The 25,951-nt window shown below is 65.7% G+C and carries 25 protein-coding genes, 1 tRNA gene, 1 other RNA gene and 1 pseudogene; 17 read left to right on the top strand and 11 right to left on the bottom strand.

The genetic code is table 11. The features are described from left to right. Nucleotides 1-7: 7 nt before the first annotated feature. The 3 genes from T331_RS0105450 (at nucleotide 8) to T331_RS0105440 (ending at nucleotide 2,468) form a co-directional block, all read left to right on the top strand. Nucleotides 8-81: transfer RNA gene (locus T331_RS0105450), tRNA-Gly, on the top strand. A 194-nt stretch (nucleotides 82-275) separates the two neighbouring features. Next, nucleotides 276-1,538, top strand: coding sequence for a hydantoinase/carbamoylase family amidase (locus T331_RS0105445; RefSeq protein ID WP_026439301.1), 1,263 nt, complete (start codon nucleotides 276-278; stop codon nucleotides 1,536-1,538). Between the two features lie 396 nt (nucleotides 1,539-1,934). Beyond that, nucleotides 1,935-2,468, top strand: coding sequence for a hypothetical protein (locus T331_RS0105440; protein WP_026439300.1), 534 nt, complete (start codon nucleotides 1,935-1,937; stop codon nucleotides 2,466-2,468). A gap of 78 nt (nucleotides 2,469-2,546) precedes the next feature. On the opposite strand, the gene hrpB is transcribed toward T331_RS0105440, so the two are convergent. Next, entirely contained in the window at nucleotides 2,547-4,940 is a 2,394-nt protein-coding gene (gene hrpB / locus T331_RS0105435) for an ATP-dependent helicase HrpB (RefSeq protein ID WP_035179378.1), read from the bottom strand. Between the two features lie 49 nt (nucleotides 4,941-4,989). Here hrpB and T331_RS0105430 point away from each other — a divergent pair, with 49 nt between their 5' ends. The 3 genes from T331_RS0105430 (at nucleotide 4,990) to T331_RS0105420 (ending at nucleotide 8,010) form a co-directional block, all read left to right on the top strand. After that, complete coding sequence (locus tag T331_RS0105430; protein WP_035179300.1) at nucleotides 4,990-6,879, top strand: protein-disulfide reductase DsbD family protein; 1,890 nt, start codon at nucleotides 4,990-4,992, stop codon at nucleotides 6,877-6,879. An 82-nt stretch (nucleotides 6,880-6,961) separates the two neighbouring features. Then, a complete protein-coding gene (locus tag T331_RS0105425; protein WP_026439297.1) occupies nucleotides 6,962-7,621 on the top strand; it encodes a class I SAM-dependent methyltransferase in 660 nt (219 codons plus the stop codon). A 5-nt stretch (nucleotides 7,622-7,626) separates the two neighbouring features. Then, entirely contained in the window at nucleotides 7,627-8,010 is a 384-nt protein-coding gene (locus T331_RS0105420) for a lysozyme inhibitor LprI family protein (RefSeq protein WP_026439296.1), read from the top strand. Between the two features lie 2 nt (nucleotides 8,011-8,012). Here the strand turns inward: T331_RS0105420 and T331_RS0105415 are convergent, their stop codons facing one another. Beyond that, a complete protein-coding gene (locus tag T331_RS0105415; protein ID WP_008494127.1) occupies nucleotides 8,013-8,270 on the bottom strand; it encodes an usg protein in 258 nt (85 codons plus the stop codon). 269 nt (nucleotides 8,271-8,539) lie between these two features. Between T331_RS0105415 and groES the strand changes: the two genes are divergently transcribed. The 3 genes from groES to T331_RS0105400 all read left to right on the top strand — a co-directional run bounded on the left by groES (nucleotide 8,540) and on the right by T331_RS0105400 (nucleotide 11,185). Then, nucleotides 8,540-8,833, top strand: coding sequence for a co-chaperone GroES (gene groES, locus T331_RS0105410; RefSeq protein WP_008494126.1), 294 nt, complete (start codon nucleotides 8,540-8,542; stop codon nucleotides 8,831-8,833). 64 nt (nucleotides 8,834-8,897) lie between these two features. After that, nucleotides 8,898-10,544, top strand: coding sequence for a chaperonin GroEL (groL, locus tag T331_RS0105405; protein ID WP_008494125.1), 1,647 nt, complete (start codon nucleotides 8,898-8,900; stop codon nucleotides 10,542-10,544). Nucleotides 10,545-10,645: 101 nt separating this feature from the next. Next, nucleotides 10,646-11,185, top strand: coding sequence for a hypothetical protein (locus T331_RS0105400; protein ID WP_155992620.1), 540 nt, complete (start codon nucleotides 10,646-10,648; stop codon nucleotides 11,183-11,185). 104 nt (nucleotides 11,186-11,289) lie between these two features. Here T331_RS0105400 and T331_RS17435 read toward each other — a convergent pair whose 3' ends face one another. After that, nucleotides 11,290-11,805, bottom strand: coding sequence for a hypothetical protein (locus tag T331_RS17435; protein WP_051622186.1), 516 nt, complete (start codon nucleotides 11,803-11,805; stop codon nucleotides 11,290-11,292). A 170-nt stretch (nucleotides 11,806-11,975) separates the two neighbouring features. On the opposite strand from T331_RS17435, the gene T331_RS0105390 reads away from it, so the two are divergent. Together T331_RS0105390 and T331_RS0105385 are read left to right on the top strand one after the other, a co-directional pair. Beyond that, the gene (locus T331_RS0105390; protein ID WP_026439294.1) at nucleotides 11,976-12,968 is read left to right on the top strand and encodes a radical SAM protein; all 993 of its coding nucleotides are present in this window, start codon (nucleotides 11,976-11,978) and stop codon (nucleotides 12,966-12,968) included. Next, nucleotides 12,968-13,999, top strand: a complete 1,032-nt coding sequence (locus T331_RS0105385) for a hypothetical protein (RefSeq protein ID WP_026439293.1) — start codon at nucleotides 12,968-12,970, stop codon at nucleotides 13,997-13,999. The genes T331_RS0105390 and T331_RS0105385 overlap by 1 nt, the downstream gene beginning before the upstream one ends. 62 nt (nucleotides 14,000-14,061) lie before the next feature. Here T331_RS0105385 and T331_RS0105380 read toward each other — a convergent pair whose 3' ends face one another. The 5 genes from T331_RS0105380 to T331_RS0105360 all read right to left on the bottom strand — a co-directional run bounded on the left by T331_RS0105380 (nucleotide 14,062) and on the right by T331_RS0105360 (nucleotide 17,742). After that, complete coding sequence (locus tag T331_RS0105380; protein WP_008494119.1) at nucleotides 14,062-14,655, bottom strand: nitroreductase family protein; 594 nt, start codon at nucleotides 14,653-14,655, stop codon at nucleotides 14,062-14,064. Nucleotides 14,656-14,869: 214 nt separating this feature from the next. Next, on the bottom strand, nucleotides 14,870-15,652 hold the full coding sequence (locus T331_RS19060; protein WP_162173878.1) for a CHAP domain-containing protein: 783 nt from the start codon (nucleotides 15,650-15,652) through the stop codon (nucleotides 14,870-14,872). Nucleotides 15,653-16,002: 350 nt separating this feature from the next. After that, nucleotides 16,003-16,353 (bottom strand): RidA family protein, encoded by a 351-nt coding sequence (locus tag T331_RS0105370; protein WP_008494117.1) that lies wholly within the window; start codon nucleotides 16,351-16,353, stop codon nucleotides 16,003-16,005. An 11-nt stretch (nucleotides 16,354-16,364) separates the two neighbouring features. Further along, nucleotides 16,365-16,691: a hypothetical protein gene (locus tag T331_RS0105365; RefSeq protein ID WP_008494116.1), complete on the bottom strand. Its 327-nt coding sequence runs from the start codon at nucleotides 16,689-16,691 to the stop codon at nucleotides 16,365-16,367. Between the two features lie 52 nt (nucleotides 16,692-16,743). Continuing rightward, nucleotides 16,744-17,742, bottom strand: a complete 999-nt coding sequence (locus T331_RS0105360) for an NAD(P)H-quinone oxidoreductase (protein WP_026439291.1) — start codon at nucleotides 17,740-17,742, stop codon at nucleotides 16,744-16,746. Between the two features lie 64 nt (nucleotides 17,743-17,806). Here T331_RS0105360 and T331_RS17425 point away from each other — a divergent pair, with 64 nt between their 5' ends. Continuing rightward, nucleotides 17,807-18,961, top strand: coding sequence for an ABC transporter substrate-binding protein (locus T331_RS17425; RefSeq protein WP_051622184.1), 1,155 nt, complete (start codon nucleotides 17,807-17,809; stop codon nucleotides 18,959-18,961). Nucleotides 18,962-18,981: 20 nt separating this feature from the next. On the opposite strand, the gene T331_RS0105350 is transcribed toward T331_RS17425, so the two are convergent. Both T331_RS0105350 and T331_RS0105345 read right to left on the bottom strand, forming a co-directional pair. Next, a complete protein-coding gene (locus tag T331_RS0105350; protein WP_026439290.1) occupies nucleotides 18,982-19,461 on the bottom strand; it encodes a dihydrofolate reductase in 480 nt (159 codons plus the stop codon). Beyond that, complete coding sequence (locus tag T331_RS0105345) at nucleotides 19,461-20,294, bottom strand: thymidylate synthase (protein WP_026439289.1); 834 nt, start codon at nucleotides 20,292-20,294, stop codon at nucleotides 19,461-19,463. Before T331_RS0105345 ends, T331_RS0105350 begins: the two co-directional genes overlap by 1 nt. A gap of 94 nt (nucleotides 20,295-20,388) precedes the next feature. Here T331_RS0105345 and ssrA point away from each other — a divergent pair. Next, nucleotides 20,389-20,771, top strand: a transfer-messenger RNA (tmRNA) gene (gene ssrA, locus T331_RS19400). Nucleotides 20,772-20,932: 161 nt separating this feature from the next. Further along, nucleotides 20,933-21,235: a putative quinol monooxygenase gene (locus T331_RS0105340; RefSeq protein WP_008494109.1), complete on the top strand. Its 303-nt coding sequence runs from the start codon at nucleotides 20,933-20,935 to the stop codon at nucleotides 21,233-21,235. A gap of 365 nt (nucleotides 21,236-21,600) precedes the next feature. Here the strand turns inward: T331_RS0105340 and ispF are convergent. After that, nucleotides 21,601-22,086, bottom strand: a pseudogene (gene ispF / locus T331_RS0105335) (2-C-methyl-D-erythritol 2,4-cyclodiphosphate synthase); the annotation flags it as partial. 145 nt (nucleotides 22,087-22,231) lie between these two features. Between ispF and dusB the strand changes: the two are divergent. Genes dusB through ntrC form a run of 3 tightly spaced genes read left to right on the top strand, consistent with a single transcriptional unit; the run spans nucleotide 22,232 to nucleotide 25,941 of the window. Continuing rightward, on the top strand, nucleotides 22,232-23,287 hold the full coding sequence (gene dusB / locus T331_RS0105330; RefSeq protein ID WP_008494107.1) for a tRNA dihydrouridine synthase DusB: 1,056 nt from the start codon (nucleotides 22,232-22,234) through the stop codon (nucleotides 23,285-23,287). 43 nt (nucleotides 23,288-23,330) lie between these two features. Beyond that, on the top strand, nucleotides 23,331-24,476 hold the full coding sequence (locus tag T331_RS0105325) for a two-component system sensor histidine kinase NtrB (protein WP_008494106.1): 1,146 nt from the start codon (nucleotides 23,331-23,333) through the stop codon (nucleotides 24,474-24,476). 4 nt (nucleotides 24,477-24,480) lie between these two features. Further along, entirely contained in the window at nucleotides 24,481-25,941 is a 1,461-nt protein-coding gene (gene ntrC / locus T331_RS0105320) for a nitrogen regulation protein NR(I) (protein WP_026439288.1), read from the top strand. The last annotated feature ends 10 nt before the right edge of the window (nucleotides 25,942-25,951 follow it).

Genomic DNA, 25,951 nt, shown 5'->3' with positions numbered 1-25,951 from the left:
CTCACGGGCGGGTATGATGTAATGGTAGCCTGCTAGCTTCCCAAGCTCGATGCGCGGGTTCGATTCCCGCTACCCGCTCCAATTTCCCGTCCTGCGATGCTCGCCGACGGTTGAAAAACCCCTGAAATTCCTGTATTTTTCCAGCCGTCACTGATTGTCCGTGACGGCGATGCTGGATGCCAGGCCGAAGCATATCCGCTTGTCGCACCGCCATCGTCCCCCGCACCTCTCCGGCGCCCTGCCGCCACCCACGATAACGCCTGGACCCCACCCCCATGACCCAGCCCGCCCCCACCGCCATCCAAGCCACCATCCGCGAGACGATCAGCCGGATTTTGACGCGGGTGAATGCCCTCTCCGCCGGCGGCCCGGGCTGGACCCGCCCTTCCTACAGTGACCTGGAATCCAGCGCCCACGCCCTGATCGAGGAAGAGGTGCTACGCCTCGGGCTGGAGGTCTCGCGCGATGAAGCCGGCAATCTTTTCGCCCGGCTGCGGGGCAGCGCCCCGGCGGCGACCCCGCTTTATGTCGGCTCGCATCTGGATACGGTGAGCCAGGGCGGCGCCTATGACGGCCAGGCCGGTGTCGCCGCCGCCATGGCGCTCGCCGCCTGCTTCCACGCCACCGGCAGCCGCCCGAAGATGGATTTCGTCGTCACCGTCACCCGCGCGGAAGAGAGCGTCTGGTTTCCGGCCTCCTATATCGGCTCGCGCGGGGCGTTGGGCCGGCTGACCCGGCAGGATATGGAGGTGACGCGCGCCGATACCGGGCAGAGCTTGGCCGAACATATGCGCGCCCAGGGCTACGACCCGGAAGCGGCGCTGGCGCGGACCCCGCCGCCCCCGGCGCAGTTCCTGGAATTCCATATCGAGCAGGGGCCGGTCCTGCACAGCGCCGGCGAGCCTTACGGGCTGGTCACCGCGATTCGCGGCGGGCTGCGCTACCGTAACGCGCGCATCGATGGCGTCTGGGCGCATTCCGGCGGCGCCCCGCGCGAAGGGCGCGCGGATGCGGTGATCGCCTTCGCCGATCTGGCGATGGCGATGGAGCGGGTCTGGGACGAGATGCTGGCGCAGGGCCATGACCTGACCGTGACCTTCGGCCGGGTGGACGCCGCCAGCCCGGTCCATGCCATGGCCAAGGTGGCCGGGACGCTGGGATTCTGTGTCGATCTGCGCTCCGAAAACAACGCCACGCTGGACGAGGCGGAGCGGCGGCTGCGCGCGGAAATCGCCCGCATCGAAATCGCCCGGCCTGGCATAGGTTTCCAGCTCGGCGCGCAAAGCCGCAGCCAGCCGGCGCAGCTTTCCGAGGCGATGGTGGCGCTGGCGGCTTCCGGCGCGGCGCGGCTGGGCCATGCCCCCCGGCGCATGCGCGCCGGCGGCGGCCATGATGCCGCGGCGTTCGCGATGGCCGGCTGGGAGAGCACGATGATCTTCATCCGCAACTGGAATGGCAGCCATAATCCGGATGAAGCCATGGACGAGGCGGATCTGGCGCTGGCGGTGGAAGCGATCTGGGCGGCGCTGAACCCGTAAGAGGCGATTTGGGAAATTCGCAAAAGTTTTGGGGCTGTCCCAGATAACCTTCCAGCTTATACCTTCAACGCCTTGAAGGATCAGCATTATTTCGATCATTGCAGGGTTTCGCCTTTTGCCCGTGGCGTCAAGGGCGCGCGGCTTCGCCGAAGGCGAGTAAACCCCTTGACGCCACGGGCAAAAGGCGAAGAGGCTCGGGATCGATATAATGGCCAGATGAATGACGATCTGGGACAACCCCAAAATTTTTTGGTTTTGCATGACGTTTTTGAAAACGAACGCTATTCGAAACAATAGATTACGAAGCTGTAAGGCATCACTTTTCGAAACTTTTTGTTAGCCCGTCCCGCGCATCATCCTTTGCAGCTTAAACATCGCCAAGGATGGAAACCGTTCATGGACCTCCAGACTTCCACGCCCTGGGAGCAGCGGCATGCGCCGCGCCATCCGGTGGAAACCGGCTCCTATCTATCCCGCCGCACGCTGCTGCGCATTCCCGGGCAGCCCTTCCGACATCCATGCCGCATCACCGATTGTTCGGTGGCCGGCTACCGCGCCGTCATCCTCTCCCCCCGTCCGGATGCCGGGCGGCATTTCTCCACCGGCCAGGAGGTGGAACTGGAACATGCCGATGGCTGGCGCCGCATGGTCGGCGTGCGCTGGGTGAACGGCAATGTGCTTGGCCTGGAAATCCTCAACCCGGTCACCCGAATCATCATCCCCCGCGAAAATGGCGAGCCCGAGCCGCATGCTTGCGATCTGCTGGGCGTTCATGGGGAGCTGTTCCGCGTCACCATTCCCGATGAGCCGAGCCTGTGCGACCAGTTCAGCCTGGAGCTGCCGAATGGCGAAACCTTGCAGGTGCGGGTGCGCTGGGCCATGCAGGGCGAAATCTGCCTGCAACCGGTTCGGCCAAACTGGCGGCTGTGAGGCTGCCGGCGCCAGCGCATCGATACACTGCGCCGCAACCGCGGCCACCGGGCCTGGCCGAAATGAGGCGATGAAATCTTAGCCGCGCCAGGGCTCCTCCGGCCAGTCATGCTTGGGATAGCGCCCGCGCATATCGCGCCTGGCATCGGCCCAGCCGCCGCGCCAGAAGCCGGCGAGGTCGGCGGTGATGGCGATCGGCCGTTGCGCCGGGGAGAGCAGCGCCAGTTGCAGAGGGATTTCGCCCCCGGCCAGTTTCGGCGTCGCGTCCGTGCCGTAAAACACATGCGCCCGGGCGGAGGCGACGGGCAGCGGGCCGGAATAATCGATCCGCACCCTTCCATGTTTCAGGTTGAGTTCGGCGGGCAGCTCCTTGTCCAGCCGCGTGGCCTGCTCATGGCTCATCAACCCGCGCAGCAGGTTATAGAGGTCCAGGCTTTTTGCCTCTCTCAGCGTCGTCATTCCGGCGAGATAGGGGGCCAGCCAGTCCTGCACGGTGGCGGCCAGCGCGGCGCGGGAGAGGTCCGGATAGCTGTCATCCACCCCGCGCATCACCGCGACGCGGGCGCAGAGATTTTCCGCCGCGTCGGTCCAGTCCAGCTGCTCCAGCCGGGTGGAGAGCGCCTGCGCCAGGGCGGCCTGGATTTCCTCGGGGTTGGGTGCTGCCGCGCGGTCGCGCAACACCAGATTGCCCAGCCGCACCCGCTCGCGCACCGAGACATTATTGCTCACCGGATCGAACCCGGTCTCGCGCGTGGTCTTGCAGCGGGCGCGCAGGAAATCCGGCAGATCATCCGCATCCAAAGCCGCGCCCAGGCGGATTTTCGCGCCCTTGCCATCCAGCGACGCCACGGCCAGCAGCCGGTTGCGGGCCAGCGGGTCGGCGGCCGGGAGATTGCCGGCGCCGCCCCCGGAGAGCCGGTAAGAGCCATCCGCCCCGCGCGCCTGGGCGATGCGGTCCGGGAACCCGGCGGCGATGACCGGCCCCGGCGCGCCAAAGCCCGGCAGGCTCCCCAGCCCCAGCCGGTTGCGGTAGAGTTTCGCGGCCTGGCGCACGCGCGAAAGGATGGCGCGGTCGCCCTCGCCGCGCCCGGCCAGTACGTCCAGGCGCAATTGCAGATCCGCGCTGGCGGTCTGGGCGAGGAAATCGCGCTCTTCCAGGATGGCGGCGATATCGGCAGCCAAGGCGCGGGTAGGTTTGTCGGGGGCGGCCAGCATCATCGCGGCCAAACGCGGTTCGGCCCGCAGCCGCGCCATCTCCCGGCCCAAAGCCGTGATCCTGCCCGCCTCATCCAGCGCCCCCAGCTGCGCCAGCAGCGCCTGGGCGGCCTTCAACGCGCCCTCGGGCGGGGCGTCGAGGAACGGCAGATCGCCCGGCGCCTCGCCCCAGGCAGCACAGGCCAGCGCCAGGCCGGAAAGCTCGGCGGCGAACATCTCCGGCCGGTCGAAGGGCGGCAGGCCGCGATTCAGCGCGTCCGACCAGAGCCTGATCGCCACACCCGGCCCCAGCCGCCCGGCGCGGCCGGCACGCTGCGCGGCGGCGGCCCGCGAGATGCGCTGGGTGGTCAGGCGGGTCAGGCCGGAATTCGTGTCCAGCACCGGCGCGCGGCGATAGCCACCATCGATGACGATGCGCACGCCGGGCACGGTGAGCGATGTCTCGGCGATGGAGGTGGAGAGCACCACGCGGCGCTCCTCATGCTGGCGCAGCGCCTTGTCCTGCGCCTCACGCGAGAGATCCCCATGCAGCGGCAGCACCAGGGCCGGGCAGCGCTCCAGCGCCTGCGCGGTGCGGCGGATCTCGGCCATGCCGGGCAGGAAGACGAGAATATCGCCCGGATGCGCCACCAGCGCCTCGCGCACCGCCTTCGCCGCCGCCTCCGGCAGATCGCGCGGGGACATGATGTCCCGCTTGGCGTGGATCACCTCAACCGGGAACATCTTGCCCTCGCTGGTGATCACCGGCGCCGCCAGCAAGGCCGAGAGTTTTTCGGCCTCGGCGGTGGCGGACATCGCCAGGATGCGCAGCTCCGGGCGCAGGCCGCGCTGCAAATCGCGCACCAGCGCCAGCGCCAGATCCGCCTCCAGGCTGCGCTCATGCACCTCGTCGAAAATCACCAGCCCGATACCGTCCAGCCCCGGGTCAGAGAGCAGGCGGGAGGTAAGCAGGCCCTCGGTGATCACCTCGATGCGGGTTTTCGGGCCGACCGCGCTTTCCAGCCGGGTGCGGAAGCCCACCGTCTCGCCCGCGACCTCGCCCAGCAGCTCGGCCATGCGCATCGCCGCGGCGCGGGCGGCGAGGCGCCGGGGTTCCAGAAGCAGGATTTTGCCATCCACGCCCGCTTCAAGTGCGGCCAGCGGTACCGTGGTGGTTTTGCCCGCCCCCGGCGGGGCCACCAGCACGGCATTGCCGCCCGGCTGGCCCAGCGCTTGCAGCAGGGCGGGCAGGGCTTCGGCGACGGGCAGATCGGTCATCATCGCGCCCGGATAGCAGAGAGCGCGCGCCCATGCGATATTCCCGGCCATGCGCTGCCTCGCCCTGCTCGTCTTGCTGTTCCTGCCGCATTTCGCCCAAGCGGCGGCCAGCGCGCCTTATGTAACGCCGCGCGATCAGGTGCGGCTGGTCTCGGCAACCAACAGCGCCACGGATGGCAAATTGCAGCTGGCGCTGCAGTTCAAGCTGGCACCCGGCTGGCATATCTATTGGAAAAACCCCGGCGATGCCGGCTTTCCCCCCGCCGTCAGCGCCGCCGCGCCGGTGACGCTGGGCGCCCTCGATGACCCGCCGCCCGATTATTTCCTGCAGGACGGGATCGCCGCCTATGTGCTCTCGGGCGAGGCGCTGCTGCCCTTCACCGCCAGCGGGATCAGCGGCGACAGCCTTAGCGTGAATGCACGCTGGCTGGTCTGTGCGGATATCTGCGTGCCCGAACATGCCAGCTTTACCCTGCCCCTGACGGGCGGGGCTTCGGCCGAGGCCGGGCTGTTCCCCGCCGCGCCCAGCATCGTCCCCTCCCCCTATAAAGCGACGCTGACGCCGGATGGCACGCTGCGCCTGGACGGGGTGGGGGCGCAGCAGGTGAAAGCCGCGCATTTCTTCCCCGGCTCGGCCAGCGCCCTGGTGAACAGCGCGCCGCAAACATTGGGCTTCGGCGCGCATGATCTGACGCTGCACCTGAAACTGGCCGGCCCGGCCCCGGCGCGGCTGACCGGCCTGCTGGAACTCACCGACCCGAGCGGGCGGATGCAGGCGCTCGCCATCGCCACCAGCCCGGCCCCACCCGCCGCGCACGCCCCCTGGTGGCTGCTGGCCCTGGCCGGCGGGCTGATTCTGAACCTGATGCCCTGCGTGTTCCCGATTCTCGCGATGAAGGCCGCCGCCTTTGCCCGCATGGGCGGCGCCGCGCACGCGCATATCCGGCGCGAGGCGCTGGGTTATACGCTGGGCGTGCTGGGCTCGATGGCCGTGCTGGGCGGGGTGCTGCTGGGGCTGCGCGCCGCCGGGGTGGCGGCGTTCTGGGGTTTTCAGTTCCAGTCGCCAATTTTCGTCGCTCTGGCGGCCTGGGTGATCCTGGCGGCGGGGCTGAGCATGGCCGGGCTGTTCCATCTCTCGATGCCGGGCTTCATCGGCCGGCTGCCGGCGCAGCATAGCGTGCTCACCGGGCTGCTGGCGGTGCTGGTGGCCACACCCTGCACCGCGCCCTTCATGGGGGCTGCCATCGCCGCCGCTTTGGCGATGCCGGCATTGCCCGCCATGGGGCTGTTCCTGGCGCTGGGGCTGGGGCTGGCGCTGCCGATTTTGATCCTCGCCTTCATCCCGGCCCTGGCCGCTGCCCTGCCCCGCCCCGGGCGCTGGATGGCATGGGTGCAGAAGCTCCTCTCCCTCCCGATGTTCGCCACCTGCCTCTGGCTGGGCTGGGTGCTGTTCCGGCAATCCGGCCCGCTGGGGCTGGCGCTGCTGGGGCTGGGCGGGCTGCTGCTGGGGTTCAGCCTGGCACGCAAGCCGGTTTTCGCGCTGCTGGCGCTGGTGCTGCTGCCCTTCCTGCCCAGCGCCCCGGCCGGCGCCAGCCTCACCCTGCCCGGCGCGCAGCCTTACAGCGCCGCGCTGCTGGCGCAGCTGCGGGCGCAGCACCGGCCGGTCTTCATCGACCTCACCGCCGCCTGGTGCATCACCTGCCAGGTGAATGAGCGCACCACGCTGGAAGCCGCGCCAGTGCGGGATCTGTTCAAGGACGAGCATGTCGCGCTGCTGGTGGGGGACTGGACCAACCGCGACCCGGCCATCACCGCCTTGCTGACGGCCAGCCACCGCGCCGGCGTGCCGCTCTATCTCTATTATCCGCCGGGCGGCGCGGCGGCGATTTTGCCGCAAATCCTCACCCCCGGCATCGTGAAAGCGGCGCTGCAAGGTTAAAAAACCTTTACGGCCATTGCGCCTGAGCCCAATCCGCGCAAAATTCGGTTACGATAAAATGACAGGCGTCAAGGACTTGAGGATGCAGGATGTCTCCGGCGCGGCGCTGTCCGGCCCGCGCGCGAAACTGGATGCTGACAGCATCAAAGCCACCTATTCACGCTACGCGAAATCCTATGACAGCTGGTTCGGGCTGGTCTCGGGCCACGCGCGCCGCGCGGCGGTGGCGGCGGTGAACGCGGCCCCCGGCGCCAAGGTGCTGGAGGTGGGGGTGGGCACCGGGCTGGCGCTGCCGCTCTACAGCCCGGCCAAGCGCATCACCGGCATCGATCTCTCCCACGACATGCTGAACATCGCCCGCGACCGCGTGGCCGAGATGGGGCTGCGCCATGTCGAGGCGCTGGAAGAGATGGACGCGCAGGCGACCAGCTTCGAGGATGGCAGCTTCGATGTCGCGGTGGCGATGTTCGTCGCCTCCGTGGTGCCGGACCCGCGGGCTTTGGTGGCGGAGCTGCGCCGGGTGGTGAAGCCGGGCGGGCGGATTTTGTTCGTCAACCATTTCGCCCGCGAGTCGGGGCCGATCTGGTGGATCGAGCGCGCCATGGCCCCGGCCTCGAAGCCGCTGGGCTGGCACCCGGATTTCCGGCTGGACCATATGTTCAAGGCCGCCGACCTCGCCCAGGCGCGGATCACGGATATGCGGCCGATCGGGCTGTTCCGGCTGGTGGAGCTGGTGCGCTAACCGCCATGCGCGGCATCATCCTGGTGGCTGGCCTGCTGCTGACCGGCCCGGCTTTGGCGCAGAACTGCGCCGACACGCAGACACAGACGGATCTGAATATCTGCTCCTATCAGGCGTTCCAGACCGCGGATGCGGCGCTGAATGCCAGCTACCGCACGCTGATGGCGAAACTCTCCCCGGCCGGCCAGACCGGCCTGCGTGAGGCCGAGCGCGACTGGGCTGCTTACCGCGACGCGCAATGCGGCTTCGAAACGATGGGCACGCAAGGCGGGAGCATCCACCCGCTGGTGCTCAATCAGTGCGAAACGGCGTTGACCCAGGCCCAGACCAGGCGGCTGGAAGCGCAGCTGCACTGCCAGGAGGGCGATGTCAGCTGCGGCGGCCAATAAAGCTAATGCAGCGTCAGCAGCTGGGCGTTGCGCCAGCCGGCGGGCTTGATCAGCTCCGCCTGGCCGACGCGGACCGAATGCAGCTTGCCATCCAGGTTGGCGGCCCAGAAATCCAGGAATTTATGCAAGGCGGGGAATTTCGGCGCGAGATCAAGCTCCTGCCAGATATAGCTCTGCAACAGGCCCGGATGGTCCGGCAGATGATAGAGGATCTCAGCGGTGGTCAGGCGGTAGTCGCGCATCTGCAAGGCAAGGGACATGCTTGGCACTCTCTCTCGAAGTCAGTGTTGGCAATCCCCGGGGTTTCACCAGACTGCCACACACAGCCCCCTGCTGCGCAACTATAATCTTCAACGAAACCAGCAACTTGGCACTCAAAACCGCGAAGTGCTGCCGTTCTTGACTTACACTGCCGGCACAGGCTACATCTCTGGCACTCCTTCCAAGGGAGTGCTAACAGCCGCGGTGCCGCACGATTGGGCCGGACAGGCTGGGAAGCTTTTAAGACATAATGTTTAGGAGCGATCATATGGCGAATTTCCGCCCCCTGCACGACCGCGTCGTCGTTCGTCGCATCACCCCCGAGGAAAAGACCGCGGGCGGCATCATCATCCCCGACACCGCCAAGGAAAAGCCGCAGGAAGGTGAAGTTGTCGCTGCCGGTTCCGGCGTGCGCAACGAGGCCGGCGTGCTGGTCGCGCTGGACGTCAAGGCGGGTGACCGCGTGCTGTTCGGCAAATGGTCCGGCACCGAGGTCAAGCTGAACGGCGAAGACCTGCTGATCATGAAAGAATCCGATATTCTCGGGATCGTCGCGGCCTGATTTTGAATGGTGGCCTTGAGGCCGCCGTCATCAGACGCTCAATTCAATTCAAGGAGCTAAACACATGGCTGCTAAAGATGTCCGTTTTGGTTCCGACGCGCGCGACCGCATGCTGCGCGGCGTCGACACCCTCGCCAACGCCGTCAAGGTGACGCTGGGCCCGAAGGGCCGTAACGTCGTCATCGAGAAATCCTTCGGCGCCCCGCGCATTACCAAGGACGGCGTGTCCGTCGCCAAGGAAATCGAGCTGTCCGATAAGTTCGAGAATCTGGGCGCGCAGCTGATCCGCGAAGTCGCCTCCAAGACCAACGACCTGGCCGGCGACGGCACCACCACCGCGACCGTGCTGGCTCAGGCCATCGTGCGCGAGGGTGTCAAGGCCGTGGCTGCTGGCCTGAACCCGATGGATCTGCGCCGCGGCATCGACAAGGCGGTTACCGCCGTCGTGGAAGAGCTGAAGGCCCGCACCAAGAAGATCACCAACCCGTCCGAGACCGCGCAGGTTGGCACCATCTCCGCCAATGGCGAGACCGAGATCGGCGAGATGATCTCCAAGGCGATGCAGAAGGTCGGCAATGAGGGCGTGATCACGGTTGAGGAAGCCAAGGGCATCCAGACCGAGCTCGATGTCGTCGAGGGCATGCAGTTCGACCGCGGCTATGTCTCCCCGTACTTCATCACCAACCCGGAGAAGATGGTTGCGGACCTTGAGAGCCCGTACATCCTGATCTTCGAGAAGAAGCTCTCCCAGCTGCAGCCGATGCTGCCGCTGCTGGAAGCCGTGGTGCAGACCGGCAAGCCGCTGCTGATCATCGCCGAGGATGTCGAGGGCGAAGCCCTGGCCACCCTGGTGGTGAACAAGCTGCGTGGTGGCCTGAAGATCGCCGCCGTGAAGGCGCCGGGCTTCGGTGACCGCCGCAAGGCCATGCTGGAAGACATCGCCATCCTGACCGGTGGCCAGGTGATCTCCGAGGATCTGGGCATCAAGCTCGAGACCGTGACCCTGAACATGCTGGGCCGCGCCAAGAAGGTCCTCATCGAGAAGGAAAACACCACGATCGTCGAGGGTGTGGGCGCCAAGGAGGACATCACCGGCCGCGTCAACCAGATCCGCGCGCAGATCGAGGAGACCACCTCGGACTACGACCGTGAGAAGCTGCAGGAGCGTCTGGCGAAGCTGGCCGGCGGCGTTGCCGTCATCCGCGTCGGCGGTTCGTCCGAGGTTGAGGTGAAGGAGCGCAAGGACCGCGTCGACGACGCGCTGCATGCGACCCGCGCCGCCGTTGAAGAAGGCATCGTGCCGGGCGGCGGCGTCGCACTGGCCCGCGCCTCCAAGGTGCTGGACGGGCTGAAGGCCGAGAATAACGACCAGCAGACCGGCATCGAGATCATCCGCCGCGCCATCCAGGTGCCGCTGCGCCAGATCGCCGAGAACGCTGGTGAAGACGGTGCGGTCATCGCCGGCAAGGTGCTCGATAATAACGAGTACGTGTATGGCTACGACGCCCAGTCCGGCGAATTCAAGGACATGGTCGCCGCCGGCATCATCGACCCGACCAAGGTTGTGCGCACCGCCCTGCAGGACGCCGCCTCCGTGGCCGCTCTGATCATCACCACCGAAGCCGGTGTTGTTGAGCGCCCCGAGAAGAAGGCCCCGATGGGCGCCCCCGACATGGGCGGCATGGGCGGCATGGGCGGCATGGATTTCTAATCCAGCCCTCCAGGTTGAAACAGGAAACCCCGGCAGCGATGCCGGGGTTTTTTGTTGGGCGCGGCGCTGTTAGACAAGACACATCGAGCGAGGAGATGAGCGTGGCGGCGTGGCGTGGCGCATCGTTGAGAGCAGGGTTGGTGCTGACATGCCTGCTGGGGCCGTTGCAGGCGCGGGCGGCGTCTTGCGGGATATATGGCGCGGTTTATGAGCCCAGGCCGCAACCCGCCCTGCACGATCCGGAGCAGCCAGCCTTCTATCGGCTGACCATCCGACACCAGACGGCGGCTGCGGCGGGGGCGCGTTGGGTGTTCCAGCTCTACACCCCCAACGGCAAAACCTTGCAGACCGAACTCGCCATGGACGAGACCTGCCCGAACGGCAAAGGGCTGTGCCAACTTGGGATTTCGGGGGATGCGGGGACATCCTCCGCCATCGTGACGTTACATCGCGATTTCAGCCCCGCCAACATGCAAGAGAACGCCCCCTACGCCATCATCCTACCCGGCTTCGCCGCTGCAAATTGGGTGTTTGCTAAATCCGATCCTGCGATGATGGCGATGCGATTTTTCGATAAATCCGACGCCTATCCGGATTTGAGCCAGGCGGTGACGTGGGTGCGGGTCGCGTGCGGAGGGTAGCCGCCCTGGGCTTCAGCTTCACGCCGACGCCATGAAGCTGATTATAGCCGACGCCGCCAATCCGTGAGTCAGCCTTCGCGGACGCCAGCAAGACAAACATCACCTTAGCGGCGCTTATGGGACGCGGGGAAAAAGCCTGCCGGCAAGGTGTAAAAGTCATTCCCATCGAGGCTTTGGTAGAGGGAGGATTTGCCGCCAGGACCTGACGCACCTGCCGTGCGCCAGAAATATAGCCCTGTCGGACATGGATCGGCAGGCGCTGGTTGGGTGGCCGCGGTGATTGCCGCCTTCACAAACGCAAGATAACGCGCCTGCCGTGGGTCCGATAAATCGGCCGTAATGCTCAACTTCGCATCAATATTAGCCTGTATGGACGCAGGTAAAGTCGGGTAGGTGTTAAACCCGGCAAACTGTACCCCAAAGCCCGCCGCTTTGATGATCTGCGTCAGCGTGGTCGCACCCGGCGCCCCAAACATCCCCGGGTGGCGCAAGCGATTTTCCAGAACGCACCGCATCCAACCCATCGCCTTGAGCGTTAATGTCGCCTCTTTGTGCGGGCCAGCCGCCTCATTGAGGAACAGATTTGCCATTGCGCCGGCGTCGGTCGTCGAAATCGGCATCGTAAAAAGCGATGTAACAGGTGATCCCATCGAGCTTTCTCTTGTTTCGATCGCCGGTTCATCTCACGGCCAAAGCTGATGAACAAGAGAGACGACAGAGCGTCACAATTTGAGTTTTTCACCGTTTTCTTTATTGTCTTGGTATTTCACCAGCCAGAAAGCCCCTCCGCGTGGATAAACCGACCCTTCCCGAGCGCCTCGATACTTTAGGAGCGGGCCTGCGCTTCGCCGGCAAGGCGATTTTCACGCGCTATACGCCGCTCCTGGCGCAGATGGTGGTGACGCGGCGCTGCAACCTGGCCTGCGGCTATTGCAATGAGTATGACGATTTTTCGGCCCCCGTGCCGCTGGCGACTTTGCTGGCGCAGGTGGACCACCTGGCGGATCTGGGCTGCGCCTCGCTCACCGTCACCGGCGGCGAGACGCTGCTGCACCCGGAGCTGGACAAGGTGATCCGCCATGCCCGCGACAAGGGCATGATCGTGACCATGATCACCAACGGCTTCAAGCTCTCCAAAAGCTGGATCGAGCGGCTGAACGCGGCGAAGCTGCAGGGCATGCAGATCAGCATCGATAATCTGATCGCCGACGATATTTCGATGAAGAGCCTCTCGTCGGTGGAAGGGCGGCTGAAGCTGCTGCAGGAGCATGCGAAGTTCAATGTGAATGTGAACTCGGTGCTGGGTGTCACCGGTGAGCGCACGCAGGATGTGATCACCATCGCCGAGACCGCGGCGAAATACGGGTTCCAACATTCGGTGGGCGTGCTGCACGACCATTCCGGGGCGCTGAAGGCGCTCTCGGACGCGCAGATGGCGGCGTACCGGAGGGTGACGGAGATTTCGCCCTCGATGGTGCACACGCTGAACTACAAGCTGTTCCAGAAGAACCTGATGCAGGGCAAGCCGAACGACTGGAAATGCCGGGCGGGGGCGCGCTATCTCTACATCACCGAGGATGGGCGGGTGCATTATTGCTCGCAGCAGCGCGGATATCCGGCCAAGCCGCTGCTGGAATATACCCGCGAGGACATTAAGCGCGAATACCATACCAAGAAGGATTGCGCGCCGACCTGCACGCTGAGCTGCGTGCACCAGATGAGCCTGTTCGACGGCTTCCGGGGCAAGCAGCGCGAGGCGGATCTGAAGCCCGCTTTGGTCTGATGTATTCCGAACAGGATCTGAACGAGGCGGTTCAACACGGGGCGATCACCGCGCAAAATGCGGCGGCGCTGCGCGAGTTCGTCGCGGCGCGGCGGCAGCTGCCGGCGGTGGATGAGGAATATGTCCGGCTGTTGAGCGGCTTCAACGATATTTTCGTCTCCATCGCCATCGCGCTGGTCGGCATCGCCACCTTCGTGCTGGCAGGGGATGCCTGGTCACGCGGGCTGGCGATGGCGGCGGAAGCCTGGGTGATGGCGGAGTATTTCACCCGCCGCCGGCGCATGGCGCTGCCGAGTATTTTGCTGCTGCTGATGTATGCGCAGGGTGTCGCGCTGCTGCTGATGCATGTGATCGGGGTTTATGTGGCCGATCATTTGCTGGCGTTTCTGCCTTATGGGCGGGTGGGAACCAAGAGCGGGCTGTATCTCACAACCGGCTTTACCGCCGGGTTCGAGGCGCTGGCGATTTACGCGCATTGGTGGCGGTTCAAGGTGCCGATCACGGTGGCGGCCGGGTGTGGGGCCTTGGTTGGGCTGGTGGTGTTTCTGGCGCTGGGCTTCGCGCCGGGGCTGCTGCCTTACTGGCCCTGGCTGATGATCGCGGGCGGGCTGGCGGTGTTCGCGGTGGCGCTGTGGTGGGACATGTCGGACCGCGCCAGGATCACCCGCCGGGCGGATGTGGCGTTCTGGCTGCATCTGCTGGCCGCCCCCATGCTGGTGCATCCGGCGTTTTATCTGCTGGGGCTGTTGCAGGGCGGTGGCGATGCGGCGATGGCGGTGGCGCTGTACGCGGTGCTGGCAATGGTGGCGCTGCTGGTGGACCGGCGGGCCTTGCTGGTCTCCGCGCTTGGCTATGTGATCTATGCGCTGGCGCATGTGCTGCGCCAGTCCGGCAGCGAGGCGCAGAGCCTGGCGGTGACAGCGCTGATCGCCGGCTGTGCGCTGCTGTTATTATCAGCCTTCTGGCACCGCGTACGGGCCGCGCTGCTGCGCCTGCTCCCCGTTTCGCTAACCGCGAAACTCCCCGCGTAACAGAGCAAAAGTTTTTAGGGGGTTTGGGGGGATTTTTTCAAAAATCCCCCCAACTCTTGCCTTCAGAACCCGCCTTCGAAGGCCAATTCCGTCACCGGCTTGCGCGGGCTCGGCGCCTCGCGCGCCTGCAACGCTTCCGGCAGCTGGTCCTTCGGCCCCTGCTTGCCGATCACCAGCCCCATCTCGACCTTGTAGCCGGCCGGAACCTTCAGCTCGGTATAGATCTTCTCCAGCTCGATGCCGACCATGCCGTGCGCGAACCAGCCCATGGCGGTGGCCTGCAGCGCCAGGCAGGCCCAGGCGGCGCCGGCATCGAAGGAATGGCTGTAGGAGGGTACCGGCGTTTCCTTGCCCGGCACCATCATGGTCTCGGAGGAGACGATGAAGACGATGGCCGAGCCGGTCTTTGCCCAGCTCTGGTTGAACGGGTTCAGCAGGCCCAGGAACTTGTCCCAATGCGCATTGTCGCGGCGGGCATAGAGGAAGCGCCAGGGCTGGGAATTATAGGAGGACGGGGCCCAGCGCGCGGCCTCGAACATGGTGCGCAGATCATGTTCGGAAATACCCTCGCCATTGAAGGCGCGCGGCGACCAGCGCTCGAGGAAAACCGGCTCGATCGGGTGGTCGGCGGTACGGGAATTGGCGGTCAGGCTCATGCATCGCTCCTATAAGTACGAGGCTGTTTCAAAAGCCACTCTGGCGGCCGCCAAGCAGCGATTTGCTGCGCGCCGGTGCTCACGTACTTCAAGTACGCTCCGCTCCGGTGCTCGCAAATCACCACGTGGCGACTCACCATAGCGACTTTTGAAACAGCCTCTAAGACGCGGGGCGAGCTTAGCCGAACCTCAGATGAGAGGCAAAAACGCTGCCTTATTGCAGGTTGCGGTTGGGGGCTTCGGCGGCGACCGGGCGGGCCACCGGGGCTTCCGCGACCTCGTTGCGGCCATTGCTGGTGGAGGCGATCACCGTGCCGGTATCGGCATGGTTATAGATGAAGCCGTAGGTCGGGTAGGTGGAGCCCATGGTGCGGGTATCGCCCAGCTCAACCTGCACCGCCGACCAGTTATTATCAGGGGAAACGTCCTGGACGGTGACGTCATTGGTGATCGAGCCCGGAACCCAATTCGCCTGCGTCACCAGGATGGTGCGCGGGTCGAGCACGGCGGTGACGACGGCGACATGGCCGAGCGGCATGCGGCCGATGGAGCGGAAATTCAGCACAGCGCCGACCTTCGGGGTGTCGCCGCGCTCATAACGGCCGGCGGCTTCGGCCCACCAGAGGAAAGCATCGCCGGAGAGCTGGATATGCGAAACCTCGCGGGCATAAGGCACGCACTGAATATAGGAATGGCGATATTCGGCGGCGATTCGGGCGCGGTGCGAGAGATGCCGGCTGGCGACATAATGCAGCTCATGCGCGCTGCGGCGGCTGGCTTCGTGGGTGTGGCTGATCTCGTGGCGGCTCTGCGCCACATGGCGGATCACGTGGTGGGTTTCGCGCGCGGCCACATGGGTGTTGATGTGATGGGTCTCATGCGCGACGCGGCTGCTGGTATGGTGCACCGTGCTGTGGGCGATATGGGAGACATGGGAGACGCTGTGATGGGTGGAAGCCTTGGCGGCGGCGGGGCAGAGGGCGGTTATCGCGGCCACGGAAACACCCGCAGCCCAGGCGGCAACGCCCTTTGTCATCATCCTGTTCGCCTTGTTCCCAGCCATTTCGTGTCCACCCGATCCGTACGAGACGCAAACAAACTATGACGATTTGCTACGGGTGGATTGCAGGAGGCGCAACCCATGACTGCGACAAAATTACAACAGATACATAAATTCGATGATCTGAGTGTCATCTGGCTGTTATGTTTAAGACAATTTTCCTAAACGCCGAAAACGCAATCTTTCCAGGCCAGAACCGGGTTTTTTAAGCGAGTCTTAACAAAAAAGGGAGCGTGGAACGCTCCCCAAATCCTTCATTCTAAAAAAGAATGAACGGCCGGTAAAAATCAGCGGCAGGCCGTGACCATGATCTCCACCAGCCAGGCCGGATCGGCCAGCTTGGCCTCGACGCAGGCGCGCACCGGGGCCTGGCCTTCCGGCAGCCATGCGGTCCAGACTTCATTAAGCGCGGCGCGATCTGAAATATCCTTTAGCCAGATATGCGCCTGGAGCAGGCGGGTATTGTCGGTGCCATGCGCTTCCAGCAGGGCATCGATCTGGTCCAGCACGTCCTTGGTCTGGGCCTTGATGTCGCCGCTATTATCCAGCGGGCCGACGCCCATGGTGTAGACGAATCCGTGATATTCGACGGCCTTGGCGAGAACCGGGCCGGCCTCGGTGCGGATGATACGGCTCATGAAAAACTCCGTTAGTTGACGATATGCGGGGTGACGACCGGCACGTTGTTCACGCTGGGGCCGCCATTCTGGTTGCCGAACTGCACGCAACGCTGAATCTGCTGATAGCGGTCATTCATCGCCCCCATCTGCTCGGACTGGAACAGCTGGGTCGGCGCGCCGAAGCGCTGGCCATCCTGCAAGGTGCGGGCCTGCAGATTGACCGTGCTGTTCTGATAGGCCTGGTTGGCGCTGGCGGTGCAGGCGGCCCGGTTGGCGGCGTCGGCCTGGCTTTGCGGCGGGCTGGCGCAGCCGGCCAGAAGCAGGGCGGCCGCCAGCGCGGCAAGATGCGGTTTCATGCGATAAGGCTTCCGTTGGTCTGCGCCAGCCATATCGGCTTTGCCGGAAAACTCAACCGGCCAGGTCCAGCAAAATCTTGCCGATATGGGTGCTGGCCTCCATCAGCGCGTGCGCCTGCGCCACCTGCGCCAGGGGAAACACCTTGTCGATCACCGGGGAGACCTTGCCCTTGGCCAGCAGCGGCCAGACATGATGCTTCAGCGACGCGGCGATATGCGCCTTCTCCTCGGCGCTGCGCGGGCGCATGGTGGAGCCGGTGATGGTCAGGCGCTTAATCATCACCGGCAGCAGATCGATCTCCGCCTTGGCGCCCTGCATGAAGGCCACCTGCACCAGCCGCCCGCGCGGGGCGAGGGATTTGATGTTGCGCTGGGTATAAGGCGCGCCGACCATGTCCAGCACCACATCCACCCCGCGCCCCTCGGTCGCCTGGGCGATGACCTCCTGGAAATCCTGGGTCTTGTAATTGATCGCGGTGGCGCCGTAGCGCTCGATCACCGCGCATTTCTCGTCCGAGCCGGCGGTGGCGAAGACGCGCGACCCCTGGGCGCGGGCCAGCTGCAAGGCGGTGAGGCCGATGCCGGAGGTGCCGCCATGCACCAGCAGGCTCTCCTGCGGGGCGAGCTGCGCCATGTCGAACAGATTGGCCCAGACGGTGAAAAAATTCTCCGGAATCGCGGCGGCCCTGAAGGCATCATACCCGTCCGGCCAGGGCAGGCACTGGCCCGCCGGCACCGCGACATATTCGGCATAGCCGCCGCCATTGCACAGCGCCGTCACCTTATGACCGGGATAAAACCCGCTCGCCATCTCACCCAGCGCCACCACCTCGCCGGCCACTTCCAGCCCCAGAATCGGGCTGGCACCGGGCGGGGGCGGGTAGAGCCCCTTGCGCTGCTGCACATCCGGCCGGTTCACCCCGGCCGCCTGCACGCGGATCAACACCTCATCCGGCCCCGGCACAGGCACCGGGCCATGGGCGATCACCATCGCCTCCGGACCGCCGGGGGTGGGAAGATCGACAAAGCGCATCGTCTCGGGAAGCATCATGGCGCCATATCGACGCCTTCGCCCGGCTTGCGTCAAGCCATCGCCGGTGCAAGGTAGGCGGCGCATGAGCCCCCTTCCCCGCCGCGCCCTGCTGGGCACTGGTCTGGCCCTGGCCCTGCCCGCTTTGGGCCGCGCCGCCAGCACCGCCCAGAAGCCGCCCGCCCCCACCCCGCCGAAAGCGCGCTTCGGCGCCGCCCTGCCCTTGACCGGCGCCGAGGCGCTGCAGGGAGATGAGGCGTTGCGCGGGATTTTGCTGGCCATCGCGGATGTGAACGCGGCCGGCGGGGTGGCCGGCCAGCCTGTCGCCTTCACCAGCGCGGATATGTCCACCCAGGCCAGCGCCGCCACCGCGGTGAACGGGCTGCTCACCCAATCCCACGCCAATCTGCTGCTGGGCAGCGGCAGCTCCGCCCTCTCCTACCCGGCGACGGCGGCGGCGGAGCTGGCGCAGACGCCGTTCATCGAGCTGACCGCCCCGGCGGATGGCATCATGACCCGCGGCTTCAAATTCCTGCTGCGCACCGCGCCCACCACCAGCATGATCGGCGGGTTGGCGGCGGCGACGGTGCAGGCGCGCTTCGCCAAGCGCAAGCTCGGGCTGCTGTTCAATACCGGCGCCACTGACGGGGCGATCGCGGCGGCGACGCTGACGGCCTTGGGCAAGGCGGGACAGAGCGTGGCGCTCTCCGCCGGCTATCCGACGGATGCGGCCGGGCTTTACGAGCAGGTGGGGCGGATGATGCGCGCCAAGGTGGAGGTGCTGCTGCACGCCGCCGGGCCGGATGATACGCTGGCTTTGTTCCAGGCGATGAAAAGCCTGGATTGGCGGCCGGATGCGCTGCTGGGCTGCGGCAACGGCTACGGGCTGCGCGATACCCAGGTGGCGCTGGGCGGGGCGCTGAACGGCACCTTCGTCATCGCCGCGCCGTTTTTCCCCGGCCCCGCCCAGGCGGTGGCGAAAGCCTATGAAACCCGCTTCGCGGTGCCGCCGCGCTCGGCGGAAAGCTGCACCGCCTATGTCGGCGCCAAGCTGACCTTCGACACGCTGAACGCGGCCGGCGGCGACCCGGCGAAGCTGCTCGCGGCGCTGCGCCAGCTCAAGCTGGCGCCGGGCGCGCTGGCCAATGGCTTCGGCGCGCAGTTCGACGTCAGCGGCCAGAACATTGCCAGCTTCGTGACCCTGCAGATCTGGAAAGACGGGGCGCTGGTCCCGGTCTGAGTCGCACTTGCCCTGGCGTCTCAGGCGCGGCGCAGATAGTCGCGCAGGACGCAGCCCGGCGCCTGCGCCCGCAACACCCGCTCATGCACCAGCCGCCACGCTTGCGCCGGGAAATCCGGAAAGAACGTGTCGGCATCCGGAACATCCAGCGCGACCTCGGAGATCACCAGACGGTCGGCAAGCGGCAGCATCTCCTGATAGATCCGCGCCCCGCCAATGCCGTAAACCCGGTCATGGCCACGCTCATAGGCCAGCGCGATCGCCGCGCCGACATCCGGCGCCACCAGCTCCGCCGCATCCGGCCGCGCCGAGACGACGATGTTGAGCCGCCTGGGCAGCGGCTTCACCGGCAGGCTCTCCCAGGTCTTGCGGCCCATGATCACCGCCCCGCCCAGCGTCTCGCGCTGGAAGGATTTCAGATCCTCCGGCACATCCCAGGGGATGGCACCCGCCCGGCCAATGGCGCCGTTGCGCGCCCGGGCGACGATCAGCGTCAGCATCAGACCGCCACCGGGGCGCGGATCGCCGGGGCTGGCTCATAGCCGGTGATCTCGAAATCCTCGTAGCGGAAATCGAAAATCGAGCTGACCTGGCGCTTGATCCGCAAGCTGGGCAATGGCTTGAGCGTGCGCGAGAGCTGCAATTTCACCTGCTCCATATGGTTGGAATAGATATGCGCGTCGCCCAGCGTATGCACGAAATCCCCCGGCTCATAGCCGGTGACATGCGCCAGCATCACCAGCAGCAGCGCGTAGGAGGCGATGTTGAACGGCACCCCCAGGAACATATCCGCCGAGCGTTGATAGAGCTGCAGATGCAGCTTGCCGTTGAGCACCCGGACCTGCCACATCGTATGGCAGGGCGGCAGCGCCATTTGCGGCACATCGCCGGGATTCCAGGCGGAGACGATCAGCCGGCGGCTATCCGGGGTTTTCTTGATCATCTCGACCAGCTGCGCGATCTGGTCGATCTCGCGGGCGCGGTAGAGCGGGGCGCCATCCTGCGCCAGCCCCGCCGGCTCCAGCGCCGGAAAGGCGCGCCACTGGCGGCCATAGACCGGGCCGAGATCACCGTTCTCATCGGCCCACTCGTCCCAGATCGTCACGCCATTCTCGTTGAGGTAGCGGATATTGGTGTCCCCGGCGAGGAACCAGAGCAGCTCATGGATGATCGAGCGGATATGCAGCTTCTTCGTCGTCACCAGCGGAAACCCGTCCGCCAGGCGATAGCGCGATTGCAGCCCGAAATAGGAGATTGTGCCGGTGCCGGTGCGGTCACTCGACATCTCGCCCAGCTCCAGCACCGTGCGGAGGGCGTCGTGATATTGCTGCAAGGCTCACCTCACTCTTTGCGCGCGGGCCGCATCCCAAAGCGCGGCGTATCATCCCCCTCTCTCCCATACCGGGCCGAGTCTGGCCAGCACGGGGGCTCTTTCACAAACCGCGAAGGGCGCCTATATCAGCCTCGTCAGCTTGCTGACTATGGCGATAAACGGTGCGTGGAATAAGCGTTGTGGACCCGGGGGCGGTACCCGGCGCCTCCATATTTCTTGCGGCCCCTCGGGGCCGCTGCGGCCTGATTCAGACTTCGCGGCGTTCGCCGCTTCGTCATCAGGACGCGACCAGAGAAATCTACGGGGGCGAAATAGACTCGACACGCGTGGTAAAGACCCATCTTTTGCCCGGCATTGTACCGCCGTTATCGGGCTAATTTTTAAATGCGAACGATAACAACGTTGCATTCGCTGCAGCTGCCTAATCAGTAGCTAAAGCGCGGCTCGGGGGGCGCCGGGCAACAGAAGCCCCCCACTCCGCGGATCGGCGTTTCAGCCCGCATTGTGCCAGAGCGGCGCAACCTTGCCCGCAATCCCCGCCGCGATATCATCCCTCCCGCGCATCCCGGCCCTGCCAGATCTGGGGCCGCGCGCCACCCGCAGACAGAACAGACCCAAAACAGACAGAGGAACCCCTCATGGTGGACAATAAAATCGTCTATGTCTTCGCGACCCTGACCGCCGCCCCCGGACGCGGAACCGAACTGCGCCTGACCCTGGAAGAGCTGGTCACCGCCACCCGCCAGGAACCGGGCAATGTCACCTACACCCTGCACGAAGCCACCGACGCGCCCGGCACCTTCATCGTCTATGAGGCCTATGCCGACCAGGCGGCGGTGGACGCGCATATGGCCAGCGCGCATCTGAAAGCCGCCCTGTCCGCCGCCGGCCCGCTGCTCGGCAGCCCGCCGGTGATCATCGCCGCCAAGCAAATCGCCTGACCGGCCGATCAGGGCCTCACGCAAAACGCCTGAGGCCCTGATGATCCGGCGCGCGCCGCCAACAGCGCAAAAAAAAGGCGGTGCCAAAAGCACCGCCAAGTTTAGGGAGGAAACGTCCAAGAAATAGGAGAGAACACTCATCCTATGGGTGGAGTATATAACTGGCCTGATGAAACGGCGAAACCGGCCAATTCGCAGCGCAGCAATACCAAAAAGCTGGGCTAATGAAGTTTTCTTCATAAGCTTAGTATAGATTAATTTACCCCCTCCCGGCGCATGCAAAATGCTTCATGGTGCGCAAACAAAAAGCGCCGGAAGCAGGCTTCCGGCGCTTTTTCATGCAGTCCGCCAAAGCGGGTTGGGCCTCAGCCCTCCGGCACCAGCACGATCACCGCCGCCTGCGCGGCAATGCCCTCGCCACGGCCGGTGAAGCCCAGGCGCTCGGAGGTGGTGGCCTTCACCGAGATCAGATCGATCGACACCCCCAACAGATCCGCCAGGCGCTGGCGCATGGCCGGGGCGTGCGGGGTGATTTTCGGGCGTTCGCAGATGATGGTGATGTCCGCATTCGCCAGCTTGCCGCCACGCGCCTTGATCCGCTCGGCGGCGTGGCGCAGGAAGCGGGCGCTGTCCATGTCCTTCCACTCAGTCTCGGAGGGCGGGAAATGCCGGCCGATATCGCCTTCCGCCAGCGCGCCATAAATCGCGTCGCACAGCGCATGGATGCCGACATCGGCGTCCGAATGGCCGGCCAGGCCCATCTCATGCGGGAGCTTCACCCCGCAGATGATCATGTCGCGGTTCTCCGCCATCGCGTGAACGTCATAGCCGGTGCCGATGCGCGGAATCATGCCCTGTTTCTCCTGATAATGCTCCGGCCTGGAATGCACGCGCCAAGGCCGGAGCGTCAATAAGGGAGATCTGAGGGCGGCTTCGCCTAAAAAGAAGGGCTGACGCATTGCGCGGCGCGGCAAGGCGGAATAATTTGCCCAAATCATGAGCAACGACGTTTTCCCCATGATCAAACCGATCACCATCGGCCAGGGCCCCCTGGCCGTGCGGTTGGATCACCCTGTCATCCTCGCCCCGCTCTCGGGGGTGACGGATCTGCCCTTTCGCGCTTTGGTGAAAGAGCAAGGGGCCGGGCTGGTCGTCTCCGAGATGATCGCCAGCTGGGCGATGGTGCGCGAGAACCGCAACACGCTGCGCATGGCCGAAGTGGTCTCCGCCGGCGGTCCGAATTCGGTGCAGCTGGCCGGCTGCGACCCGGAGGCGATGGCCGAGGCGGCGCGTATCGCCGTCGGGCTGGGCGCCAACCTCATCGACATCAATTTCGGCTGCCCGGTGAAAAAAGTGGCGATCGGCCAGACCGCCGGCTCGGCGCTGATGCGTGACGAGATTTTGGCCGGGCGGATTCTGGAGAGCACCGTGCGCGCGGTGAATGTGCCGGTGACGCTGAAAATGCGCATGGGCTGGGACCATAACAGCCTGAACGCGCCCAGCCTGGCGCGCATCGCCGAGCAGGCGGGCATCGCGCTGCTCACCGTGCATGGCCGCACACGCCAGCAATTCTATGAGGGCGTCGCGAACTGGGATTTCATCGCCGAGGTGAAGGCCGCCACCAGCCTGCCGGTGATCGTCAATGGCGACATCACCAGCGTGGACAAGGCCGCCGAGGCGCTGCGCCGCGCCCAGGCGGATGGGGTGATGATCGGCCGTGGCTCTTATGGCCGGCCCTGGTTCCTGCAGCAGGTGATCGATTATCTCACCACCGGCACCCGCACCCCACCGCCCAGCCTGGCCGCGCAGAAAGAGATCTTGCTGCGGCATTACCGCGCCATCCGCGCGCATTTCGGCGAGCAGGCCGGGGTGCGGCTGGGGCGCAAGCATGTCGCCTGGTACAGCCAGGGGCTGCACAGCTCGGCCGGTTTCCGCGCCCGGATCAACCGGCTGGATGACGGCGCCGCGGTGGAGGCGCTGATCCATGAATTCTACGACCCGCTGATCGAACAGGGCTTCATCCGCCAGGACGAAATGGCGATGGCGGCATGACCATAAGCCGCGCACGAGACGATATTCAGGAAGGCTTTAACGTATGAGCGGGTTTCGGAAAGCCTTCAAGCTGGTGCGCCGGGCGCCGCGGGAAACGCAGGTCAAGCTCGACCCCGCGCAGATCCTGGAGGCCATGCCCATCGCCGTGGTGGTGGTGGATGAGCAGGATATCATCGCCGAGGTGAATTACGCCGCCGAGGAGTTTTTTGGCGCCTCCAAAACCATGCTGCAGATGACCAATCTCAGCGAATTGCTGCCGGTGGACCATCCGATTTTCCTGATGATGGAACGCGCCCGCTCGGCCGGGGTCACCATCGCCGAGCATGATCTGATCATGGAAGGCCCGCGCATGACCAGGCGCGGCTGCGCCGTGCTGGCCGCCCCGCTTCTGGACCAGCCGGGCTTCGTCGTGCTCACCTTGCAGGACGAATCCGCCGCCAAGGCGCTCGGCCAGCAAATGTCGGCGCGCAACGCGGCGCGCTCGATCACCGGCATGGCCGCCATTCTGGCGCATGAGGTGAAGAACCCGCTCTCGGGCATTCGCGGCGCCGCCCAGCTGCTGGAGCTGAGCTCCCCACCGCAGGACCGCGAGCTGGCGGTGCTGATCCGCGACGAGGCCGACCGCATCCGCGCCATGGTCGAGCGGATGGAGACCTTCGGCGAGAAGACGCTGGAGCGCCAGGCGGTGAATATCCATCGTGTGCTGGAGCATGTCCGCAAGCTCTCCGCCTCCGGCTTCGCCGCCAAGGTGAAATTCATCGAGAGCTACGACCCCTCGCTGCCGCATGTGCTGGGGGACCGCGACCAGCTGATCCAGGTGCTGCTGAACCTGGTCAAGAACGCCGCCGAGGCGATCGAGGGCGGCGACCGCCAGGATGGCGAGATCCATCTCACCACCGGCTTCCAGCACGGGGTGCGGCTCTCCGCCTCGGCCGGGCGCTCGCGCCCGAATCTGCCGATCTTCGTCGCGGTGCGCGATAACGGCCCCGGTATCCCGGAGGATATCCGCCGACATCTGTTCGAGCCCTTCGTCTCCACCAAGGCGGCGGGCTCCGGGCTGGGTCTGGCGCTGGTGGCGAAGATCGTCGCCGATCATGGCGGGCTCATCGATGTCGACAGCCATCCCGGCCGCACCGAATTCCGCATCCATCTGCCCGTTTTTGAAGATCCCGAAGAAGGCGTGAATTAAGCCCATGACGCTTCCCACCGTACTCGTCGCCGATGACGACCGTTCGATCCGCACCGTGCTCACCCAGGCTCTGGGGCGCGCCGGGTATCAGGTGCGCGCCACCTCCTCCGCCGCCACACTCTGGCGCTGGGTGGAGGATGGGGAAGGCGATGTCGCCATCACCGATGTCATCATGCCGGATGAAAACGGGCTGGATCTGATCCCGCGCATCCGGCGCATCCGCCCAGAGCTGCCGGTGATCGTGATGAGCGCGCAAAGCACGCTGACCACGGCGGTGCAGGCGACCCAGCGCGGCGCCTTCGACTATCTGCCCAAGCCGTTCGACCTGACCGATCTGCTGGCGGTGGTGGACCGGGCGCTGAAGCAGCCGATCGCGCTGGCGGCGGCGCCGGACGCGCAGAAGCCCAACCCCGACGAGGCGATGCCGCTGATCGGCCGCAGCCCGGCGATGCAGGAAATCTACCGCATCATCGCCCGGCTCACGACCACCGACCTGACGGTAATGATCAACGGCGAATCCGGTGCCGGCAAGGAGCTGGTGGCGCGCGCCTTGCATGATTTCGGCCGCCGGCGGCAAGGGCCGTTCGTGGCCATCAACATGGCGGCGATCCCGCGCGAGCTGATCGAGAGCGAGCTGTTCGGGCATGAGCGTGGCGCCTTCACCGGCGCCACCAACCGGCATATCGGCCGCTTCGAGCAGGCCGCCGGCGGCACTTTGTTTCTGGATGAGATCGGCGACATGCCGCCCGAGGCGCAGACCCGGCTGCTGCGCGTGCTGCAGGAGGGCGAGTTCACCACCGTCGGCGGGCGCCAGCCGATCCGCGCCAATGTTCGCATCGTCGCCGCCACCCACCGGGATCTGCGCGCGCTGATCCGCTCCGGCCAGTTCCGCGAGGATCTGTTCTACCGGCTCAACGTGGTGCCGATCCGGCTGCCGCCTCTGCGCGAGCGGCCGGATGACATCCCCGTGCTGGCCCAGCATTTCCTGGGGAAGGCGCAGGCCGAGGGGCTGCCGGCGAAGAGCATCGACCCGGCGGCGATGGCGCTGCTCTCCGCCTATCGCTGGCCGGGCAATGTGCGCGAGCTGGAAAACGTGATCCGCCGCCTCACCGCCCTGGTGCCGCAGCCGGTGATCACCGAGGAGGTGATCGCCCAGGAGCTGGCCGACCATACCCCGGTGGAGGAGCCGGCGATGGCGATGAGCGGTGGCGAGGAGAGCGACAACATGACCAGCGTGGTCGAGCGCCATATCGCCCGGCTGCTGGCGAGCTTGCGCGAATCCGGTGAGGAAGGCGTGCTGTATGAGCGTGCTCTGGCCGAGCTGGAGCGCCCGCTGATCCGCATGACCCTGGCGGAGACGCGCGGCAACCAGATCCGCGCCGCCGCCCTGCTCGGGCTCAACCGCAACACGCTGCGCAAGAAGATCCGCGAGCATGGCATCGGCGTGCAACGCCGTGTGGGATAACCTCGTGCAG

It is taken from the genome of Acidocella facilis ATCC 35904 (genome assembly GCF_000687875.1).
Taxonomy (GTDB): domain Bacteria; phylum Pseudomonadota; class Alphaproteobacteria; order Acetobacterales; family Acetobacteraceae; genus Acidocella; species Acidocella facilis.
The sequence above is the reverse complement of the archived record's forward strand: the minus strand, read 5'-3'. Positions and strand labels throughout refer to the sequence as shown.

What these genes read in the sequence shown, in the direction of transcription:
- T331_RS0105445 (WP_026439301.1), top strand. Translation starts at nt 276, where the DNA reads ATGACCCAGCCCGCCCCCACCGCCATCCAAGCCACCATCCGCGAGACG.
- T331_RS0105440 (WP_026439300.1), top strand. Translation starts at nt 1,935, where the DNA reads ATGGACCTCCAGACTTCCACGCCCTGGGAGCAGCGGCATGCGCCGCGC.
- hrpB (WP_035179378.1), bottom strand. Translation starts at nt 4,940, where the DNA reads ATGACCGATCTGCCCGTCGCCGAAGCCCTGCCCGCCCTGCTGCAAGCG.
- T331_RS0105430 (WP_035179300.1), top strand. Translation starts at nt 4,990, where the DNA reads ATGCGCTGCCTCGCCCTGCTCGTCTTGCTGTTCCTGCCGCATTTCGCC.
- T331_RS0105425 (WP_026439297.1), top strand. Translation starts at nt 6,962, where the DNA reads ATGCAGGATGTCTCCGGCGCGGCGCTGTCCGGCCCGCGCGCGAAACTG.
- T331_RS0105420 (WP_026439296.1), top strand. Translation starts at nt 7,627, where the DNA reads ATGCGCGGCATCATCCTGGTGGCTGGCCTGCTGCTGACCGGCCCGGCT.
- T331_RS0105415 (WP_008494127.1), bottom strand. Translation starts at nt 8,270, where the DNA reads ATGTCCCTTGCCTTGCAGATGCGCGACTACCGCCTGACCACCGCTGAG.
- groES (WP_008494126.1), top strand. Translation starts at nt 8,540, where the DNA reads ATGGCGAATTTCCGCCCCCTGCACGACCGCGTCGTCGTTCGTCGCATC.
- groL (WP_008494125.1), top strand. Translation starts at nt 8,898, where the DNA reads ATGGCTGCTAAAGATGTCCGTTTTGGTTCCGACGCGCGCGACCGCATG.
- T331_RS17435 (WP_051622186.1), bottom strand. Translation starts at nt 11,805, where the DNA reads ATGCCGATTTCGACGACCGACGCCGGCGCAATGGCAAATCTGTTCCTC.
- T331_RS0105385 (WP_026439293.1), top strand. Translation starts at nt 12,968, where the DNA reads ATGTATTCCGAACAGGATCTGAACGAGGCGGTTCAACACGGGGCGATC.
- T331_RS0105380 (WP_008494119.1), bottom strand. Translation starts at nt 14,655, where the DNA reads ATGAGCCTGACCGCCAATTCCCGTACCGCCGACCACCCGATCGAGCCG.
- T331_RS0105370 (WP_008494117.1), bottom strand. Translation starts at nt 16,353, where the DNA reads ATGAGCCGTATCATCCGCACCGAGGCCGGCCCGGTTCTCGCCAAGGCC.
- T331_RS0105365 (WP_008494116.1), bottom strand. Translation starts at nt 16,691, where the DNA reads ATGAAACCGCATCTTGCCGCGCTGGCGGCCGCCCTGCTTCTGGCCGGC.
- T331_RS0105360 (WP_026439291.1), bottom strand. Translation starts at nt 17,742, where the DNA reads ATGATGCTTCCCGAGACGATGCGCTTTGTCGATCTTCCCACCCCCGGC.
- T331_RS17425 (WP_051622184.1), top strand. Translation starts at nt 17,807, where the DNA reads ATGAGCCCCCTTCCCCGCCGCGCCCTGCTGGGCACTGGTCTGGCCCTG.
- T331_RS0105350 (WP_026439290.1), bottom strand. Translation starts at nt 19,461, where the DNA reads ATGCTGACGCTGATCGTCGCCCGGGCGCGCAACGGCGCCATTGGCCGG.
- T331_RS0105340 (WP_008494109.1), top strand. Translation starts at nt 20,933, where the DNA reads ATGGTGGACAATAAAATCGTCTATGTCTTCGCGACCCTGACCGCCGCC.
- dusB (WP_008494107.1), top strand. Translation starts at nt 22,232, where the DNA reads ATGAGCAACGACGTTTTCCCCATGATCAAACCGATCACCATCGGCCAG.
- T331_RS0105325 (WP_008494106.1), top strand. Translation starts at nt 23,331, where the DNA reads ATGAGCGGGTTTCGGAAAGCCTTCAAGCTGGTGCGCCGGGCGCCGCGG.
- ntrC (WP_026439288.1), top strand. Translation starts at nt 24,481, where the DNA reads ATGACGCTTCCCACCGTACTCGTCGCCGATGACGACCGTTCGATCCGC.